Genomic DNA, 18,112 nt, shown 5'->3' with positions numbered 1-18,112 from the left:
GCCTATGGAAGGCTGGCAACGCGCTTTTGTCTTGCATGGGCGACCTTACAGTGAAACCAGCCTCATGCTGGATATGTTCACTGAAGGGCAGGGGCGGGTACGCATACTGGCGAAAGGTGCGCGTGGCCGCCGTTCCAATCTGAAAGGCGCCCTGCAGCCTTTCACGCCTCTCCTCATCCGCTGGAGCGGGCGAGGCGAAGTCAAGACCCTGCGCAACGCCGAGGCGGTTTCTCTGGCGTTGCCGCTCTCCGGCACCATGCTTTACAGCGGCCTCTACGTTAACGAACTGGTGTCCCGCGTGCTCGAGCAGGAAGCCAACTATTCCGCGCTGTTTTTCGATTATCTCCACTGTCTGCAAAGTCTGGCTGCGGCCACCCTTACCCCTGAATATGCCCTGCGTCAGTTCGAACTGGCCCTGCTGAACAACCTGGGTTATGGCGTCGATTTCCTGCATTGCGCGGGCAGCGGCGAAGAGGTCAGTGAAGACATGACCTATCGCTATCGTGAAGAGAAAGGCTTTATCGCCAGTCTGGTTATCGACAATGCGACCTTTACCGGCCGAGACTTGATGGCGCTCGACAGCCGTGAATTTCCCGATGCCGCGACCCTGCGCGCCGCCAAACGGTTTACCCGCATGGCGCTGAAACCCTATCTCGGCGGTAAACCCTTGAAAAGCAGAGAGCTGTTCCGACAGTTTGTGCTGAAGAAACCCGCGCCTCCTGCTGAAAATCCTGCCGACTGATTTTGTCTGCGCGCGCGATAGCGTGGTAAACTGCCGCCTCTATTTGCTAAATTCTGCTGCGTTTGAAACCCGCGTGGGTTCAAAAATGAGGAGTGTTTCATGGCCGAGTTACTGTTGGGCGTCAATATTGACCACATCGCTACACTGAGAAACGCGCGCGGTACGGCGTATCCCGATCCGGTTCAGGCGGCCTTTGTCTCCGAACAGGCCGGTGCAGACGGCATTACCGTTCACCTGCGCGAAGACCGTCGCCACATTACCGATCGCGACGTGCGTATCTTGCGTGAAACCATTCAGACGCGCATGAACCTCGAGATGGCCGTTACCGACGAAATGGTCGGCATTGCCTGTGACATCAAACCGCATTTCTGCTGCCTGGTGCCGGAAAAGCGTGAAGAAGTGACCACGGAAGGCGGCCTTGACGTTGCGGGTCAGAAAGACAAGATGACGGTCGCTGTCGAACGTCTGTCGCAGGCCGGCATTCTGGTGTCGCTGTTTATCGATCCGGATATGCGCCAGATTGATGCCGCCGTTGCCGTCGGCGCGCCCTATATCGAAATTCATACCGGTGCCTACGCCGAAGCGCCGGAAGGCATTCATCGCGAGGCCGAGTTCGAGCGCATCAAACACGCTGCAACCTACGCCGCCTCGAAAGGGTTGAAGGTCAACGCGGGTCATGGACTCACCTACAAAAACGTTCAGCCGATTGCGGCGCTGCCCGAAATGCATGAACTGAACATCGGCCATGCCATTATTGGTCAGGCGGTGTTTGATGGCCTGGCAGGCGCGGTCAGCGAAATGAAAGCCCTGATGCGAGAAGCGCGTCGCTAATGGCTATTCTTGGGCTGGGCACCGATATCGTCGAAATCGTCCGCATCGAAGCGGTGGTTGAGCGCAGCGGCGATAGGCTGGCCAGGCGCATTCTCAGCGCCAACGAATGGCAGCTCTATCTCAAGCATCAGCAGCCGGTGCGGTTCCTCGCCAAACGTTTCGCGGTCAAAGAGGCGGCGGCCAAGGCCCTCGGCACCGGCATTCGTAACGGATTGGCGTTCGAGCAGTTTGAAGTCGTCAATGATGCGCTCGGCAAGCCGAACCTGATTTTCCACGATCGCGCGGCGGAGATGGCCGCAGAATTCGGTGTAAAATCCGTGCACGTCACGCTGGCCGATGAACGCCATTACGCCTGCGCCACGGTGATTATCGAAAACTAGCGGTCTGCGTGCTGCCGCCGCTTACAGCAAAACGGAAGGGTGGAGCAGCACGAATTTATCCCACAGCTGCTCGCTGCTTTCGCGGCGATGCGGGTCGAAGATAACGGTATTGTCGATCGGGCATACTTTCTGACAGGTTGGGGCGTCGTAATGCCCCACACATTCCGTACAGCGCGTGCTGTCTATCTGATACACCTTCTCTCCACGAGCAATCGCCTGATTCGGGCATTCCGGCTCGCACATATCGCAATTAATGCATTTTGATGTAATCAGCAGCGCCATGAGTATCTTGTGGAAGGATCAATAAAAGGTCGGCAAATTATACCTGCTCGATAATCCGGCGCGCAGATAAAGGCGCAAAAGCTGATGCAGATCAAATCAGCTTCTTCACCAGCGCTTCACTTTGTTTGATGCGATCGGGCGCTTTTTCGGTATCTTGCTGAATCAGCGCCATAAACAGGATATCGGTCAGGGAAAATTGCGCCGTGCTTGCCGAAATAGCTGCACCGCGCGTTACCGGCAATTCTGCCAGCGTATAGAGGCAGTGATCGGCCTGCTGTTGCAGCGAATTGGGCGAAAAACTGGTCAGCGCCAGCGTTTTGGCCCCCGCCTTGCGCGCCACTTCGGCGGCCAGATTGATCTCTCGCCGTTCACCGCTAAACGAAATGGCCAGCAGCAGATCCCGTTCATCCAGCGCCTGTACCGTGGCCAGCAGCACGTGAGTATCCGATTCGGCGATCGCCGTAATGCCGATTTTCAGCAGCTTATAGGCAAAATCGCGCGCCACCAACCCGGACGCGCCCATACCGGTCAGCACGATTTTTCGCGCATCGGTCAGCATAAACAGCGCCTGCTGCAAGCGCTGCTCGCTGTTGACGTCGAGCGTGGCGCGCAGGGCGGCCTGTTTTTCCGCCAGTAATTTCTCGCCGACGACCAACAGACTGTCGGTGCTGAGAATGCGGTGGTGAACGGTAATCGCCGCATCATGCTGCGGCGCGGAAAGCGCCTCGCTCAATGCCAGCTTGAGTGCCGGAAAGCCCTTGTAACCCAGTTTCTGCGCGAATTTCACCACGCCCGACTGACTCACGCCCGCCAGTTCCGCCAGCTTTTGCGAGCTTAAATGACGCGCCTGTTCGGGCTGCGCCAGTAAAAAGTCGGCCAGCTTCCTGTCGTTTTCGGCCAGCTGCGGATACATCTGGCGAATGCGTATCATACTGCTCATGATCCGTGTCCTGCGCTGAGTTTCTGGAGCGATGTCTCTAAGCTAGCAAAAAACCTCGCTTTGCTGAATAAACTATTCAAATATGAGAAATGAATTTCGAATTAAATATTCACGAGGACAGCATGAACCTAGGCGCTTTGGTATCTGAAACCCGCAACCCGGCCACGACAACGCTCGACGAGATGTCGACGCTGGAAATGGTAACCTGTTTCAATGAAGAAGACGGCAAGGTGCCGCTCGCCATTAAAGCGGTGCTGCCCGAGATTGCGCAGGCAGTCGATCTGGCGGCGGCGTCTTTTCGTGCGGGAGGACGACTGATTTATCTCGGCGCAGGGACCAGCGGTCGTCTGGGCGTGCTCGATGCTTCCGAATGTCCGCCCACCTTCGGCGTGCCGCAGGGCATGGTGGTCGGATTAATCGCGGGCGGGCCGGGCGCGCTGTTGAAAGCCGTTGAAGGTGCCGAAGACAACGCCGCACTCGGCGAAGAAGATTTGATGAATTTATCGCTTACCGCCGCCGATACGGTGGTGGGGCTGGCCGCTTCAGGGCGCACGCCGTATGTGATTGGCGCGCTGCGTTATGCCCGAAATCTGGGCTGCGCGACCGTCGCGCTCTCCTGCAATCCCGATTCGCCGATTGCAGGCGAAGCGCAGGTGGCTATCTCTCCGGTGGTCGGCCCCGAAGCGCTGACCGGCTCGACCCGTTTGAAATCCGGCACGGCGCAGAAGTTGGTGCTGAACATGATTTCCACTGGCGCGATGGTAAAAATCGGCAAGGTTTATCAGAATCTCATGGTCGATGTGAAAGCTACCAACGTCAAACTGGTGGATCGCGCCTGCCGTATTGTGGTTGAGGCTACAGGTGCGGAGTACGACGAAGCAAAAGCGGCGCTCACGCAGACAGAATTTGAGGTCAAACCGGCGATCCTGATGATTTTGGCGCAGATAACTGCCGATCGGGCCAAAGCAAGATTGCAAACACATCACGGCTTTCTACGCGCCGCACTGAACGACTAGGCTACAATTTGTTATGCTGCGATCGAATGGCTAAAGACGTTCGCGCGAGAAATGGCCGACGCGATAATCAGCCGCACAGAAAAAGGGCGGAAATCGCCGTATCACGTTTCGAGTTCGTTGTGCCCTGATGAACAGGGCATGGCGAATATTTACCTGAATCATGGGGTTAAACGATCCCGGGGAGTAACGCATTGAGCGCGAAGACGGATCGACGAGTCGTTTTTTTCGACCTTGACGGCACGCTGCATCAGCAGGATATGTTCGGCACCTTTATGCGCTTTCTGCTGTGGCGGATGCCGCAAAATTTACTGCTGGTCATCCCGCTGCTGCCGGTTATCGGCATTGGGCTGGTATTGTGCGGCCGTGCCGAGCGCTGGCCGATGAGCCTGCTGCTGTGGTCCATTACCTTTGGTCACAGCGAGGCGCGTTTAAAGGCGCTGGAACTGAGTTTCGTCAACTGGTTCCGCCAGAAAGTGGTGGCGTTTCCAGTGGTGCAAATGCGCCTGCGTGATTATCTCGAGCACGGCGACGCCGACGTCTGGCTGATAACCGGTTCTCCCGAGAATCTGGTGCAGCAGGTTTACAATGCGTCGCCTTTTCTTCCGCACGTCAAACTGGTGGGCAGCCGCATCGCTCGCCGTCGCGGAGGATGGGTGCTGGCCATGCGCTGTCTGGGTGAAGAGAAAGTTTCCCAGCTCGAGCAACGTATCGGTTCGCCGCTGAAACTTTACAGCGGTTACAGCGACAGCAAGCAGGACAATCCGCTGCTGTTCTTTTGCGAACACCGTTTTCGCGTCAGCAAGCAGGGCGAACTGCAACAGCTGGAATAAGGGCTGCGCGCGCGAAATCAGGCTTCGCTCTTTCTTTGTTAACTAAAACCGTCGTCATACTGTGTCTGCCGTGACGGGCAGTGTATGATAGCCGCCGTTTTGGAAAGGGTGAGGTGAAAGTGACAGAGCAATACAGCGATCAATACTGGATGCAACATGCGCTGGCGCTGGCGGTAAAGGCACAGGATGCGGGTGAAGTGCCGGTAGGCGCAGTATTGGTGCTCGACAACAAGGTAATTGGCGAAGGCTGGAACCGCTCAATCGGCCATCATGATCCCACGGCTCACGCCGAAATCATGGCGCTGCGTCAGGGCGGGCTGGTGGTTAAAAATTATCGGCTGCTGGAGGCGGTGCTTTATGTCACGCTGGAACCCTGCGTGATGTGTGCGGGCGCGATGGTCCATAGCCGCATCCGCCGTTTGGTCTACGGCGCGGCAGATATGAAGACCGGCGCGGCCGGATCACTGCTCGACGTGTTGCGCCATCCGGGCATGAATCATCAGATTGACATTACCTCCGGCGTGCTCGCCGAAGCCTGTTCCGCACAGTTGAGCGCCTTCTTCAAAATGCGCCGTCAGCAGCAGAAAGCGCTGCGTCAGGCGCAGCGCGACGCCGCCACAGATTCACAAGCCGAATAAGGGCGCGGCCTGCTAGCCGCCCACACTGCGTAACTCTTCCTGTGAAACCGCCGGATAACCGGCCGCCAACTGCGATTGCAGCAGGGCGGCCGCTGCTTTCTGTTTCTCTTTCTCGAGCAGATAGCCCACGAGGCTAATCTGGTATTTGCGAATATTCTCGACGTAGTTAAATGCCTGCGTGCCGCGCGCATAGCCGTAAGTCGTCTTGCTGTAATAGCGCTTCTGGTTAAGCATCGGCAGGCGCTGTTTCACATCGACCCAACTGTCTGGATTGCCTTTCTGCGCTGCCGTCATCGCGCGGGCATCGAGCATGTGTCCGTAACCCATGTTATAGGCCGCGAGCGCAAACCAGATCTTGTCATCGTCGGCAATCGAGGTCGGCAGCGTATTGATGATGCGATTAAGATAAAGCGCGCCGCCGCGAATGCTCTCTTCGGTATCCAGACGATTCCCCACGCCCAGCCCCTGCGCCGTGGCACGGGTCAGCATCATCATGCCGCGCACGCCGGTCGGCGACGTGGCCGAGGGATCCCAGTGCGATTCCTGATACGAGATGGCCGCCAGCAATCGCCAGTCAATCTTGTCGGCATACTTTTCGAATAGAGGTTGCAGCGTGCCCAGTTTGGCATCGATGCTATTAAGGAAAGCGCGGGTATCCACAAAGTCGAAACCGCCCACGTGGCCCAGATACTTCTCCTCCAGCCGCTCGAGCGTGCCGTCTTCCGAGATTTGACTGTAAAAGTCGAGCATGGCCGCATACAGGCTGTCGTCATCGTCTTTCTTGTTGAAATACCAGGTTACCGGCTCGTCTTCGGTGGCGTCGAATGCCACGGCAAGACGCGGATAAACCCGCTGCAACAGGGCAACGGTGACTGAGTCTCCCAGCGTATATTTGAGTTTTCCCTGCGCCACCTGCTGCATCAGCTCGGCAGGCGAATAACGATGGGTCACGCCCCAGTCGAGGTCGGGAAACGTCTTTTTGGCCTCTTCGAGCGTAGTGATGTGCGCGGCTCCGGCGGACACCACCAGATTGCCTTTAAGATCCTCATAGGATTTCGGGCGCACCGAGCCTTGTCGATAAAGTACCTGCTGGGACACGGTGTAGTATTCCGGTCCGGTACGAAACGACTTTAAACGCTCGGGATTATAGATAAGGCCCGAAGCCAGCATGTCGGCTTTGTTGTTTTTGAGATCGCTGAAAAGGCTCTCGATATCTTTGTGTGGCGATAACACCAGCTTCACGCCGAGGTAGTCGGCGAAGCGGCTGGCTAATTCATAATCAAATCCCCGGTCACCGGTGGTGCCGTTAAAAAAGGTCTGTGAAGAGTCGAGCGTACTGACGCGCAATTCCCCACGGGAAAGTATGTTTTGCAGCTGGTCTCCGGACCCGCGTTCCCACGGAATGCTCGGCCATAGGGCGAGCGCCAGTAACAAGGTAATGAGACCTACAATAAAATAGGTTATTTTTATGCGCTTCAAATAGTTATCTCTCTGCGGCGCTATTCTTTTAATAAGATAAAACAGTGCTGAAAAAGGGGGCGTCGCCCTGGTGCCGACGCATTTTGCTCAACAAAACGGCAATCTGCAACTTTATTCCTGATAACCCCTGTAAACTGTGAGGATAAAGGTATTATTAATATTCCCTGCGCAAACGGTTTCGTCGCGCTCGAGGATTCTCTATAATAGCCCGCGTTTTCCCCCTGTTGCGCCCAATGAAGCACCTACGGTCAGTTGCTTCGAAGACGAGAGATATTTGATTATGGAAATACTGCGTGGTTCGCCCGCTTTGTCGGCTTTTCGCATTAATAAACTGCTTTCCCGTTTTCAGGAAGCCAAGCTTCCGGTTAACGACGTCTACGCCGAATTCGTACATTTCGCCGATGTCAGCGCGCCGCTGACTGCGGAAGAACAAACCAAGTTACAACGCCTGCTCAAATATGGTCCTTCTCTCGCCGAACATGCACCCGTTGGCCGTCTGATTCTGGTTACTCCACGCCCGGGCACGATTTCCCCGTGGTCTTCCAAGGCAACCGACATCGCCCATAACTGCGGCCTGTCTCAGGTTGTGCGTCTCGAGCGCGGTCTGGCGTTTTACGTGCAGGCACCTGAACTGACCGAAGCACAGTGGAAAACACTCGGCGCGCTGCTGCACGACCGCATGATGGAAACCGTCTTCAGCGATCTGTCCGATGCAGAAAAACTGTTCGCTCAACATCAACCGGCACCGGTTCAGCATGTCGATCTGCTGGGCGAAGGCCGCGTTGCGCTGGAGCAGGCCAACGTCAAACTGGGTCTGGCACTGGCGGAAGACGAAATCGACTATCTGGTCAACGCCTTTACGCAACTTGGCCGCAACCCGACCGACATCGAGCTTTATATGTTCGCGCAGGCCAACTCCGAGCACTGCCGCCATAAAATCTTTAACGCCGATTGGGTTATCGACGGCAAGGAACAGCCGAAATCGCTGTTCAAGATGATCAAGAACACCTTTGAGCATACTCCCGACCACGTGCTGTCTGCCTATAAAGACAACGCCGCAGTGATGGAAGGCTCGAAGGTGGGCCGTTTCTATGCCAACGCCGAAACCGGCCTCTACAACTTCAATCAGGAAGATGCGCATATCCTGATGAAAGTCGAAACTCATAACCACCCCACCGCGATTTCTCCGTGGCCGGGTGCCGCGACCGGTTCAGGTGGCGAAATTCGTGACGAAGGCGCAACCGGACGCGGCGCGAAACCTAAAGCGGGCCTGGTCGGCTTCTCGGTTTCCAACCTGCGTATTCCAGGCTTCGAACAGCCTTGGGAAGAAGATTTCGGCAAGCCGGAACGCATCGTGACCGCGCTTGAAATCATGACCGACGGTCCTCTTGGCGGCGCAGCCTTCAACAACGAATTCGGCCGTCCGGCGCTTCTGGGTTACTTCCGTACCTATGAAGAGCAGGTCAACAGCCATAATGGACCAGAACTGCGCGGATATCATAAGCCAATTATGCTGGCGGGCGGTATTGGTAACATTCGTGCCGACCACGTACAGAAGGGTGAAATCACCGTCGGTGCCAAACTGATCGTGCTGGGTGGCCCGGCAATGAACATCGGTCTGGGCGGCGGCGCAGCCTCTTCCATGGCTTCGGGTCAGTCCGATGCCGACCTCGATTTCGCCTCCGTTCAGCGCGATAACCCGGAGATGGAACGTCGCTGTCAGGAAGTGATCGACCGCTGCTGGCAGCTGGGCGAAGACAACCCGATTCTGTTTATCCACGACGTGGGCGCGGGCGGTCTGTCCAACGCCATGCCTGAGCTTGTCAGCGACGGCGAGCGCGGTGGCCGCTTCCAGCTTCGCGATATCCTCAACGACGAACCGGGCATGAGCCCGCTGGAAGTCTGGTGTAACGAATCGCAGGAACGCTACGTGATGGCGGTTGCGCCTGCGCAACTGGCGCAGTTCGATGCTATCTGTAAACGCGAGCGCGCACCTTACGCCGTGATCGGTGAAGCCACCGAAGAGATGCACCTGACGCTGGAAGACAGTCACTTCGACAACCAGCCAATCGACATGCCGCTTGACGTGCTGCTCGGCAAAACGCCGAAGATGACTCGCGACGTGCAAACCCTGAAAGCCGCCGGCGATGCACTCAACGGCGAGAACATTCAGATTGCCGAAGCGGTGAACCGCATTCTGCATCTGCCGGCCGTGGCCGAGAAAACCTTCCTTATCACCATCGGCGACCGTACCGTGACCGGCATGGTGGCGCGCGATCAGATGGTGGGTCCGTGGCAGATTCCTGTCGCCGACTGCGCGGTCACGACTGCCAGCCTCGACAGCTATCACGGCGAAGCGATGTCACTGGGCGAACGTGCGCCGGTGGCGCTGCTGGACTTCGCCGCTTCCGGTCGTCTGGCCGTGGGCGAAGCGCTGACCAACATTGCCGCGACCGAAATCGGTAGCCTCAAGCGGGTGAAACTGTCTGCAAACTGGATGTCGGCAGCCGGTCATCCGGGTGAAGACGCCGGTCTGTATGCCGCGGTTAAAGCGGTAGGCGAAGAGCTTTGCCCGGCGCTCGGCATAACCATTCCGGTTGGTAAAGACTCGATGTCGATGAAAACCCGCTGGCAGGAAGGGACCGAGCAGCGCGAGATGACTTCGCCGCTGTCGCTGGTTATCACTGCTTTTGCGCGTGTCGAAGACGTTCGTCATACCGTGACGCCGGAACTGCGTACCGACAAGGGCGACACCTCGCTGCTGCTGATTGATCTCGGTAACGGTCACAACGCGCTGGGCGCGACCGCGCTGGCACAGGTTTATCGTCAACTGGGCGACAAACCGGCCGATGTGCGCAACGTCGAGCAGCTGGCAGGTTTCTTCAACGCCATGCAGAAGCTGGTTTCCGAACAGAAACTGCTGGCCTATCACGACCGTTCGGACGGCGGCCTGCTGGTCACGCTGGCCGAAATGGCCTTCGCGGGTCACTGTGGCATTACTGCCGATATCGCGGCACTGGGCGATTCCGCGCTTGCTGCGCTGTTCAACGAAGAGCTGGGTGCGGTCATTCAGGTACGTAACGGGCAGCGTGCCGACGTCGAGCAGATCTTTGCTCAACATGGTCTTGCCGAGTGCGTTCACGTGCTGGGCAGCGTCGAACAGGGCGATCGCTTTGTCATCACCTCTGGCGACAAGCCGGTGTTCAGCGAGAGCCGCACCACGCTGCGTACCTGGTGGGCCGAGACGACCTGGCAGATGCAGCGCCTGCGCGACAACCCCGAGTGTGCCGATCAGGAACACGACGCCAAGAAAGACAACAACGATCCGGGTCTGAACGTCGAGCTGACCTTCGCACCGGAAGAAGACGTGGCTGCGCCTTATATCGCCACCGGTGCGCGTCCGAAAGTGGCCGTTCTGCGCGAGCAGGGCGTCAACTCCCACGTCGAGATGGCCGCGGCATTCCACCGCGCCGGTTTCGATGCGGTGGACGTGCACATGAGCGACCTGCTGGCGGGCCGTCGTGACTTGCAGGACTTCCACACGCTGGTGGCGTGCGGCGGTTTCTCCTACGGCGACGTGCTGGGCGCGGGTGAAGGCTGGGCGAAGTCCGTGCTGTTCAACGAACGTGTACGTGACGAGTTCGAAGAGTTCTTCCATCGTCCACAGACGCTGGCGCTGGGCGTGTGTAACGGCTGTCAGATGATGTCCAACCTGAAAGAGCTGATTCCGGGCGCCGAGCACTGGCCGCGTTTCGTGCGCAACCTGTCTGACCGCTTCGAAGCGCGTTTCAGTCTGGTTGAAGTCACCGCCAGCCCGTCGCTGCTGTTGCAGGGCATGGCCGGTTCCCGTATGCCAATCGCCGTATCACACGGTGAAGGCCACGTCGAAGTGCGTGATGCGGTGCACCTGTCTCAACTGGAGCACGCAAATCTGGTGTCGCTGCGTTTCGTGGACAACCACGGCCACGTGACCGAGAACTATCCGGCGAACCCGAACGGTTCTCCGAACGGGATCACGGCAGTCACCAACCTTTCGGGTCGTGTGACCGTGATGATGCCGCACCCTGAGCGCGTATTCCGTTCCGTGAGCAACTCCTGGCATCCAGAGACCTGGGGCGAAGACAGCCCGTGGATGCGTATGTTCCGCAACGCCCGTAAGCAGCTTGGCTAATTAACGCCACTCGGCTGACCCTGAAAATCCACAGCGCCCCGGCCTGTGGATTTTTTTGCCAGATTTCCGCCTTCGCCAGTTCAACGTGCTCGATAAGCATATCCCGACAGGTATCGATAAGGTCTGCCCGATGGCGACTCACGCCGTCATAGGCAATGTCGGGCGTTTCAGGAAAAGTCGGGTAGTGGATGTCGCCGTGAAAATAGGGAAGGCATTGCCGGTCAAAGCGTTTTTTACGGGTGAATGAGCCGACAATATTGTTGGCCTCTTTATCGAGCACGGAATCGCACTCTTCATCGAGAAGGCGCGTGCGAGCATAAATGTCTTCGATGCGCTGTTTTTTGGTGTCTATCACGGTGCGAATAATCGCGGCCTGGATGTGTGTGGGTTGATTGTTGTCGAGCGTGCGGATTTCGTAATCCAGATGGTTATCGGCAAAGGCCAGAATCTCGGCATTCATCTTGAGGCTTTTTTGGGTATCTGCGCAAAATTTCAGGCAATTGGCGGGCGGAATGGGGACGAGCGCCACCGGTAATGCCTGTTGGGCAAGCGCCATCGCCTCGTCCATCTCGCCACATATTTCACTCTCGTGGATCTGGGGTCTTATCACCTCGTTCAGCGCGTTGAGGTCGCTGATGACGTCCTTGATGCATTCCCGCTGAATTCTATACTGCCTGCGGGTCTGCGCCGAGGTGCGTACGGGAGGTTCCTGCTCGTCGTAAATATTCAATGACCTTAGCGCAATGTGATGAAAGTTATCGCTTTTATCATTAATTGTGTTCAATGAATGCAGAGACAGAGGATGCTGCGGGACATTGCCAATCGCCGACACGTGCGATAACGGCTGTATGGCAGGCGATGCAAGAACACGGGTTACGCCATTGAACAGACTAAGCAGGTTAAGAAGGGTGGCATTGGAAATTATCATGGCGACGTTCCAATTCGGGAAGAGATAGCGCGTAAATTAGGCTTCCTGACGACTTTTGGATAGTAATTTCCGCTCAAATTTATATTCATTATTTTAATGTAAAGTTAATGTTGCCAAAATTATAATTTTTTATTAATCGAAACGGCGTGCTTAATAATTAATGTTTGATTTTTTCCTATAATGAAATTATTAGTTTCATGATTATTTCAGTCATATCAGTACGCTATATTTTTCTGCCTGTTCATTTAAGACTTATTTAATATTTTATAACGACCCGTGCGTTATTATTAAGTATTGAAATACCTCAATGAAGCTGTAAAGAAGATATTGTGTATGCGTATTATTAGTCATCTGTTCCTCGCGTTGCTCTTCTGGGGGAGCGCCTTCTCGGCCGCAACGGCCAGCAACACCTATACAGAAACGTTACCCGAATCAGCGGCTGCAACGCCTTCGACAGGATTTCACGGCTGGTGGCAAGCCTGGCAGCAGGACGTGGCTGACACCTGGCATGCCCCGCAGCATCACGACTTTTATCTGCCGGTTATCACCTGGCACAACCGCGCCACTTACGATCGCGAGAAAACGGATCGTTATAATGAACGGCCGTGGGGCGGCGGTTACGGTATGTCGCGCTACGACGAAAACGGAGACTGGCATGGGATTTATGTCATGGCCTTCAAAGACTCATTTAATAAATGGGAGCCTATTGGCGGTTACGGCTATGAGAAAATATGGCGACCCGTTGACGGGCAGGAGCTTAAATTTGGATTGGGTTATACCGCCGCGGTCACGGCACGCGATAACTATAATTATATTCCTATCCCGCTGGTATTGCCTTTGGCCTCTGTGGGTTATCAGCGATTTACTTTTCAGGCGACCTATATTCCGGGCACCCATAATAACGGCAACGTTTTCTTTGGCTGGTTAAGATTTCAGTTTTAACGCCACGCTCCTGAAGCCTCGGCGCTGTGAGCCAGATCTCTCTCTGCCGAAGCCTGATGACTTATGCTTGATTTCCCTTGTCTTTATTTACCATTACCCGTAATAAAACGAGAGGATATCGTCATTCCTCATAATAAGTCGCACAGGAGAGTCACGTGAAACGTTTTTCCCTTAATGCACCTGGAACCTGCCTTTTATCCGTCGCGATCGCCGCGGCGGCCATAACCTCGCTGCCCGTGATGGCCGCAGAGAGCCATCTTGAATTACAGCAGGTACTGATTTTCAGCCGCCACAGCATTCGTGCGCCACTCGCCAACTACAATAACGCGCTGGGTAACGCGACCACGCATTCATGGCCGACATGGAGCACGGAAGGCGGGTTGCTGACGCCAAAGGGCGGCCAGGTTGAAGAGCATGTCGGCCAGTATTATCGCCTGTGGCTTGCGAAGAACAATCTGGTGCCGGCCAAGGGCTGTCCGCAGCCGCAGTCTGTGTTCGCCTACGCCAATAGCCTGCCGCGCACCATCGATACCGCGAAGCATTTCCTGATCGGTGCCTTCCCGGGTTGTGAACTGCCCGTCGTGAATCGGGTGGAAGTAGGCAAGATGGATCCCGTCTTCAACCCGATTGTGACCGCCACCGTTGACGAGAAATTCAATCAGGGCGCTATCGATGCAACCAATACACTGGCAGGCGAGGGCGGGCTGGATGGATTGAACCAACGGCTGAAACCGAACTATGCGCTCATCGAAAAGGTCATGGATTTCAAGAAACGCCAAAACCTGTAAAAAGGACAAGATCTGCGATTTGACCGCCCAGCCGTCAAAACTGGTGCTGGCGCAAGGTAAGGAGCCGGGCATCTCCGGACCTCTGGGACTGGGAACCGGCGTGAGTGACGCCTTTATGCTGCAATATTACGAAGGCCTGCCGATGAAGGACGTGGCGTGGGGGCAGATCTCGACGCCCGAGCAGTGGAAGCAGGTTGAAGAATTTAAAAATGCCGATCAAAAGGCACTGTTCAGCTCGCGTGAGGTCGGCGTCAACACCGCTGCGCCCACACTGAACTTTATCTCGGGTGTGCTGGATCCCTCTCTCGCGAAAACTGCCGATCAGCAGGCCGCGCAAAAGGCCAGGGTCACCTTGATGGTAGGGCATGATTCCAACATTGCCGCGTTTGTATCGGCATTGAAAATCAAGGACTTCACCTTGCCCGGTCAATATGAGCGCACGCCTATCGCCGGGGCCGTGGTGTTCCAGCGCTGGCATGACAAGAAGGCCGACAGGGATCTGATGAAAATCGAATACGTTTACCCCACCGCGGTACAAATACGTAACAACAGCACGTATAGCTTAAAGAATCCGATGAAGCGAACCGTTTTAGAAATGGAAGGCTGTGCCATTGATAATCAAGGATTTTGTTCTGCGGAAACTTTCAATAAGCTGTTGCAGGAACGGCTGAAAGGGTAAAAATGGGGTGATTGAAACATTTTGTATATTATTTGATTACATTTTTATAACAACAGACCGGTGGATTCGTTCTACACTTGTTGTCAGTGTTACCCCAGAATAAAGATAGACTCTCTCTGATAGACCAGTTTGTTCTGCCCGTACTTCGGTACGGGCTTTTTTTGCCGTCTCGAGACGGAATTACGTCGACGGCAACAAGGGAATCAGTGAGTCTCTATCGGGTAATCTTCATTGATATCGCCCCATTCGGCCCAGGAGCCGTCATAGATTTTCACCGCGTCGGATCCAATCAGATGCAGGCCGAACAAGAGAGCGGTTGCCGTCACGCCGGAGCCGCAGCTTGCTATTGTCGGCTGGGTGATATCCACGCCAAGACGCGAGAAAGTCTCTTTCAGCGCCTGCGGCGATTTAATCTTGCCGTTTTCGGTCAGTTCGGTAAACGGCACGCTCAAGCTGCCGGGGATGTGTCCGCCGTGCAGACCCGCACGCGGCTCCGGCTGCTCGCCACGAAAACGTCCGAGCGAGCGCGCATCGATAATCTGCGTCTTGCCAAGCGAGTCTTTGACCTGCTGGGCATTGACCACGATGTCGGGTGCGAGATGCGCATTGAAAGCGGCGGGCGGCAGGGTATTTTCTCCGCTTTCCGTCACTTTGTGCTCTTTCAGCCAGGCATTCAGACCGCCGTCGAGAATGCGCACATCCGTTGCGCCGAAACGGGTAAGCATCCACCAGACGCGCGGAGCGCTGAACAGATCGCCTTCATCGTAAAGAATAATCGTGCTGTCATTGCCGATACCGCGTTCGCTCATGGATTGTGAAAACGCCGCCGCCGTCGGCATCATGTGCGGCAGGCCGGTGCTGCAATCCGAAATATCGTCGACTTCGATATGCAACGCACCCGGAATGTGGGCTTCAAGGTATTTACCTTTGAAATCAATGGGTGGCGTGATGCCCGGTTTGGATTTCCGGCAGTCGATAATGATAAGGCCGGGCGCACCCAGATGCTCAGCCAGCCAGTCGGTCGAAACGATAGATGAACACATTATTTCCAGATCCTGTAAGTCATTGTCGAGAAAGCCATGGGAGGCGAAAGCAGAACACGCCTCGTCGCCCTCGTATTACGCCAGATCCGAGGGTATCAGTGAATAAACCCAGGCGTCGATAGGCTTGCCCTGCAGATAAAGACGATTGCGGTGCAGTCCTTCATCGACCGCGCCGGATTTTTCGGCCACCCGACGGCTGCGAAGGTTTTTTCCATCGCCACGATTTCAAGTCGGGTCATGGCCAGTTCGTCGAAGGCGAAACGCGCCAGCGCCTTGACCGCCGTTACCGCCAGAGAACGCCCGGTGAAATCGCTGCGGATCCAGTATCCGATATTAGCGGTTTTATATTCATGAACAATACGATTCAACGCCACCGAGCCGATAATCTTTCCGCTGGGCAGATCATACAGGCAATAACGGTATTCAAGCCCGCGCTGGCGTTTGATGAAGGAGTCGATGAGATAGGTGCGGCTGTCTTCGAGGCTATAGCCTGCGCTGCACCAGTTTTCCCAGGCGGAAATGTCTTTGAACGAGGCCTGAATCGCCTCGAAATGTAGAGGCGCCTCCAGTTCATTGGGGACGCGGATTTCTAGATTATCATCTCGATATATCATGCGGCTCGCCATAGCGCTCTCCTCTCGGTAAAACTTTTTTCCCAGCGTGAATGGCAGACTCACATATTTTGTAACAGGTTGTCAAATAGGCAATTAATAGTGTTAAGTTGCTTATGAATCAGTAAGTTCGACGAGCATGACCAGTTTCAGTTCACGGCGTCCTGCCGGGATAAATGTCTGCTGTCGATAGCACACCGGCCCCTCTATCGGATGCATAAATCGGCGCTCTCCTGCCTCCCGTGCCAGCACCTCCTGCTGCGCCCACCACTGATTAAAAACACTGCTTTGTTCACGCAGACTTAACACTAGCTGTCGAATCTCTTCCGAGTGCGCGTAGTGGCTGGTTTCGGCCCGAAATTCCGCCACGATCCTTTTGGCTCGCGCCGGCCAATCAATGAGCAGCGTGCGCGCCAGCGGGTCCAAAAACATAAAATGCAGAAGATTAGGTTGAGGGTCGATATCCAGCCATCCTGCAAAAAGTTGGTGCGTTTGCGCGTTCCACGCCAGCATGTTCCAAGTGCTGTCGAGCAGATAGGCGGGGCAATTCAGCTGGTGCACACTTTGCCTGAGATGCTCGTCGGGAAGGGGCGGCTTTGCAGACTCATCAGGATTTTTAATCCCGGCCAGACTAAACAGGTATTCCCGCTCGGCAGGTTGCAGCCTAAGCGCCTGCGCCAGACGGCTCAGGGTGGCCGCCGAGATGGAGACATCGCGACCCTGTTCTATCCAGGTATACCACGTTGTGCTGATGCCGCTGATTTGCGCCAGTTCCTCGCGTCGCAGGCCCTGGGTTCGGCGACGAGAGACGTGCGGAAGCCCTACCATCTCGGGCGTAACCCGCTCACGGTGCGCGCGGAGAAACGCGCCCAGCGCCTTGGGGCCGGAAAGGGGATCGAGGGTCGACATAATGCGCTCGCAGCGTAAACAGGGAGTCATTGATACTAGTATAAATCGTCATATTGTACCCGTATAAAAACGGGGGTAGGGTGAAGTTCTGTTGAGCAAAACATCCAAAACGGAGATTCAGATGGACACCAGACACAGCCACGCCGAGCGCGTCAGTCAGCAATTTAGCCCGAATGCCAAAAACTATTTGACCAGCGCGGTTCATGCGCAGGGCGCCGATCTGGATAGACTGGCATCATTGCTTGCCGCCTACCCGCATGCGCAGGTGGTGGATTTAGGCTGTGGCGCAGGCCATGCCAGCTTTACGGCGGCTAAAAATGTCGCCAGGGTCATTGCCTATGATTTATCGGCAGAGATGCTGGCGGTGGTGGAGCAGACGGCGGCGGACAAAGCGCTAAGCAATATCGAAACGCGACAGGGCTATGCCGAATCGCTGCCGTTTGCCGATGCGAGCATGGATGTGGTCATCAGCCGCTATTCCGCGCACCATTGGCATGATGTCGGGCAGGCGCTGCGGGAAGTGCGCCGCATTCTGAAGCCCGGAGGCAAACTTATCATGATGGATATCGCCTCGCCCGGACATCCTGTGCTGGACGTGCATTTACAGGTGGTCGAAAAGCTGCGCGATACCTCCCACGTAAAAAATTACGCGACCGGTGAATGGCTGCAAATGTTGAACGAAGCCGGAATGCGGACCACGGCGCTCAATAGTGGCAAGCTGGAACTGGAGTTTGGCAGCTGGATAGCGCGACTGAACACCCCGACGCATTTCGTGACCGCGATACGCGAGCTGCAAAAGGTGTCGTCAGAAGAAGTGGTACACTATTTTGCGATACAGCAGGACGGGACGTTCCAGGCGGACACCGTGTTTATCGAAGCCACCCGGTTCTGAGAAACAAAAAA

General features: G+C 55.7%; 15 protein-coding genes and 1 pseudogene. 10 read left to right on the top strand and 6 right to left on the bottom strand.

Annotated features, from left to right (window positions below):
* Positions 1 to 4: 4 nt before the first annotated feature.
* The 3 genes from recO to acpS all read left to right on the top strand — a co-directional run bounded on the left by recO (position 5) and on the right by acpS (position 1,953).
* Positions 5 to 742: a DNA repair protein RecO gene (recO, locus tag O1V66_RS13345; protein WP_045045985.1), complete on the top strand. Its 738-nt coding sequence runs from the start codon at positions 5 to 7 to the stop codon at positions 740 to 742.
* Positions 743 to 841: 99 nt separating this feature from the next.
* Entirely contained in the window at positions 842 to 1,573 is a 732-nt protein-coding gene (gene pdxJ, locus O1V66_RS13340; protein WP_045045986.1) for a pyridoxine 5'-phosphate synthase, read from the top strand.
* A complete protein-coding gene (acpS, locus tag O1V66_RS13335) occupies positions 1,573 to 1,953 on the top strand; it encodes a holo-ACP synthase (protein ID WP_045045987.1) in 381 nt (126 codons plus the stop codon). Before pdxJ ends, acpS begins: the two co-directional genes overlap by 1 nt.
* A gap of 21 nt (positions 1,954 to 1,974) precedes the next feature.
* Here acpS and O1V66_RS13330 read toward each other — a convergent pair whose 3' ends face one another.
* Positions 1,975 to 2,235, bottom strand: coding sequence for a YfhL family 4Fe-4S dicluster ferredoxin (locus O1V66_RS13330; protein ID WP_045045988.1), 261 nt, complete (start codon positions 2,233 to 2,235; stop codon positions 1,975 to 1,977).
* Positions 2,236 to 2,326: 91 nt separating this feature from the next.
* The gene (locus O1V66_RS13325; protein WP_045045989.1) at positions 2,327 to 3,175 is read right to left on the bottom strand and encodes a MurR/RpiR family transcriptional regulator; all 849 of its coding nucleotides are present in this window, start codon (positions 3,173 to 3,175) and stop codon (positions 2,327 to 2,329) included.
* A gap of 122 nt (positions 3,176 to 3,297) precedes the next feature.
* Between O1V66_RS13325 and murQ the strand changes: the two genes are divergently transcribed.
* From murQ to tadA, 3 genes are all read left to right on the top strand, one after another.
* On the top strand, positions 3,298 to 4,191 hold the full coding sequence (gene murQ, locus O1V66_RS13320; protein ID WP_045045990.1) for an N-acetylmuramic acid 6-phosphate etherase: 894 nt from the start codon (positions 3,298 to 3,300) through the stop codon (positions 4,189 to 4,191).
* 191 nt (positions 4,192 to 4,382) lie between these two features.
* Positions 4,383 to 5,021: a phosphatidylglycerophosphatase C gene (gene yfhb, locus O1V66_RS13315; protein WP_045045991.1), complete on the top strand. Its 639-nt coding sequence runs from the start codon at positions 4,383 to 4,385 to the stop codon at positions 5,019 to 5,021.
* Positions 5,022 to 5,101: 80 nt separating this feature from the next.
* A complete protein-coding gene (gene tadA, locus O1V66_RS13310; RefSeq protein ID WP_072045027.1) occupies positions 5,102 to 5,659 on the top strand; it encodes a tRNA adenosine(34) deaminase TadA in 558 nt (185 codons plus the stop codon).
* A gap of 12 nt (positions 5,660 to 5,671) precedes the next feature.
* On the opposite strand, the gene mltF is transcribed toward tadA, so the two are convergent.
* Complete coding sequence (gene mltF / locus O1V66_RS13305; protein WP_045045993.1) at positions 5,672 to 7,138, bottom strand: membrane-bound lytic murein transglycosylase MltF; 1,467 nt, start codon at positions 7,136 to 7,138, stop codon at positions 5,672 to 5,674.
* Between the two features lie 280 nt (positions 7,139 to 7,418).
* On the opposite strand from mltF, the gene purL reads away from it, so the two are divergent.
* The 3 genes and pseudogenes from purL to agp all read left to right on the top strand — a co-directional run bounded on the left by purL (position 7,419) and on the right by agp (position 14,646).
* A complete protein-coding gene (gene purL / locus O1V66_RS13300; protein ID WP_045045994.1) occupies positions 7,419 to 11,309 on the top strand; it encodes a phosphoribosylformylglycinamidine synthase in 3,891 nt (1,296 codons plus the stop codon).
* Between the two features lie 1,261 nt (positions 11,310 to 12,570).
* Positions 12,571 to 13,179, top strand: coding sequence for a lipid IV(A) palmitoyltransferase PagP (gene pagP / locus O1V66_RS13295; protein WP_045045996.1), 609 nt, complete (start codon positions 12,571 to 12,573; stop codon positions 13,177 to 13,179).
* Positions 13,180 to 13,385: 206 nt separating this feature from the next.
* Positions 13,386 to 14,646: pseudogene (agp, locus tag O1V66_RS21915) on the top strand (bifunctional glucose-1-phosphatase/inositol phosphatase).
* Between the two features lie 203 nt (positions 14,647 to 14,849).
* Here the strand turns inward: agp and sseA are convergent.
* The 3 genes from sseA to O1V66_RS13270 all read right to left on the bottom strand — a co-directional run bounded on the left by sseA (position 14,850) and on the right by O1V66_RS13270 (position 17,209).
* The gene (gene sseA / locus O1V66_RS13280; RefSeq protein ID WP_045045997.1) at positions 14,850 to 15,689 is read right to left on the bottom strand and encodes a 3-mercaptopyruvate sulfurtransferase; all 840 of its coding nucleotides are present in this window, start codon (positions 15,687 to 15,689) and stop codon (positions 14,850 to 14,852) included.
* Between the two features lie 95 nt (positions 15,690 to 15,784).
* A complete protein-coding gene (locus O1V66_RS13275; protein ID WP_269127671.1) occupies positions 15,785 to 16,315 on the bottom strand; it encodes a GNAT family N-acetyltransferase in 531 nt (176 codons plus the stop codon).
* A 99-nt stretch (positions 16,316 to 16,414) separates the two neighbouring features.
* Entirely contained in the window at positions 16,415 to 17,209 is a 795-nt protein-coding gene (locus tag O1V66_RS13270; RefSeq protein ID WP_045045999.1) for a helix-turn-helix transcriptional regulator, read from the bottom strand.
* 121 nt (positions 17,210 to 17,330) lie between these two features.
* On the opposite strand from O1V66_RS13270, the gene O1V66_RS13265 reads away from it, so the two are divergent.
* A complete protein-coding gene (locus O1V66_RS13265) occupies positions 17,331 to 18,101 on the top strand; it encodes a class I SAM-dependent methyltransferase (protein WP_045046000.1) in 771 nt (256 codons plus the stop codon).
* Positions 18,102 to 18,112 lie beyond the last annotated feature (11 nt).

Origin of the sequence: Rouxiella chamberiensis (assembly GCF_026967475.1) — a bacterium.
In the GTDB taxonomy this organism is placed as follows: Bacteria; Pseudomonadota; Gammaproteobacteria; order Enterobacterales; family Enterobacteriaceae; genus Rouxiella; species Rouxiella chamberiensis.
Note: the sequence above shows the minus strand (reverse complement) of the source record. Positions and strands in the feature narration are given on the sequence as shown.

What these genes read in the sequence shown, in the direction of transcription:
- purL (WP_045045994.1), top strand. Translation starts at nt 7,419, where the DNA reads ATGGAAATACTGCGTGGTTCGCCCGCTTTGTCGGCTTTTCGCATTAAT.
- O1V66_RS13265 (WP_045046000.1), top strand. Translation starts at nt 17,331, where the DNA reads ATGGACACCAGACACAGCCACGCCGAGCGCGTCAGTCAGCAATTTAGC.
- sseA (WP_045045997.1), bottom strand. Translation starts at nt 15,689, where the DNA reads ATGTGTTCATCTATCGTTTCGACCGACTGGCTGGCTGAGCATCTGGGT.
- pagP (WP_045045996.1), top strand. Translation starts at nt 12,571, where the DNA reads ATGCGTATTATTAGTCATCTGTTCCTCGCGTTGCTCTTCTGGGGGAGC.
- recO (WP_045045985.1), top strand. Translation starts at nt 5, where the DNA reads ATGGAAGGCTGGCAACGCGCTTTTGTCTTGCATGGGCGACCTTACAGT.
- pdxJ (WP_045045986.1), top strand. Translation starts at nt 842, where the DNA reads ATGGCCGAGTTACTGTTGGGCGTCAATATTGACCACATCGCTACACTG.
- murQ (WP_045045990.1), top strand. Translation starts at nt 3,298, where the DNA reads ATGAACCTAGGCGCTTTGGTATCTGAAACCCGCAACCCGGCCACGACA.
- O1V66_RS13330 (WP_045045988.1), bottom strand. Translation starts at nt 2,235, where the DNA reads ATGGCGCTGCTGATTACATCAAAATGCATTAATTGCGATATGTGCGAG.
- O1V66_RS13325 (WP_045045989.1), bottom strand. Translation starts at nt 3,175, where the DNA reads ATGAGCAGTATGATACGCATTCGCCAGATGTATCCGCAGCTGGCCGAA.
- O1V66_RS13270 (WP_045045999.1), bottom strand. Translation starts at nt 17,209, where the DNA reads ATGTCGACCCTCGATCCCCTTTCCGGCCCCAAGGCGCTGGGCGCGTTT.
- acpS (WP_045045987.1), top strand. Translation starts at nt 1,573, where the DNA reads ATGGCTATTCTTGGGCTGGGCACCGATATCGTCGAAATCGTCCGCATC.
- O1V66_RS13275 (WP_269127671.1), bottom strand. Translation starts at nt 16,315, where the DNA reads ATGGCGAGCCGCATGATATATCGAGATGATAATCTAGAAATCCGCGTC.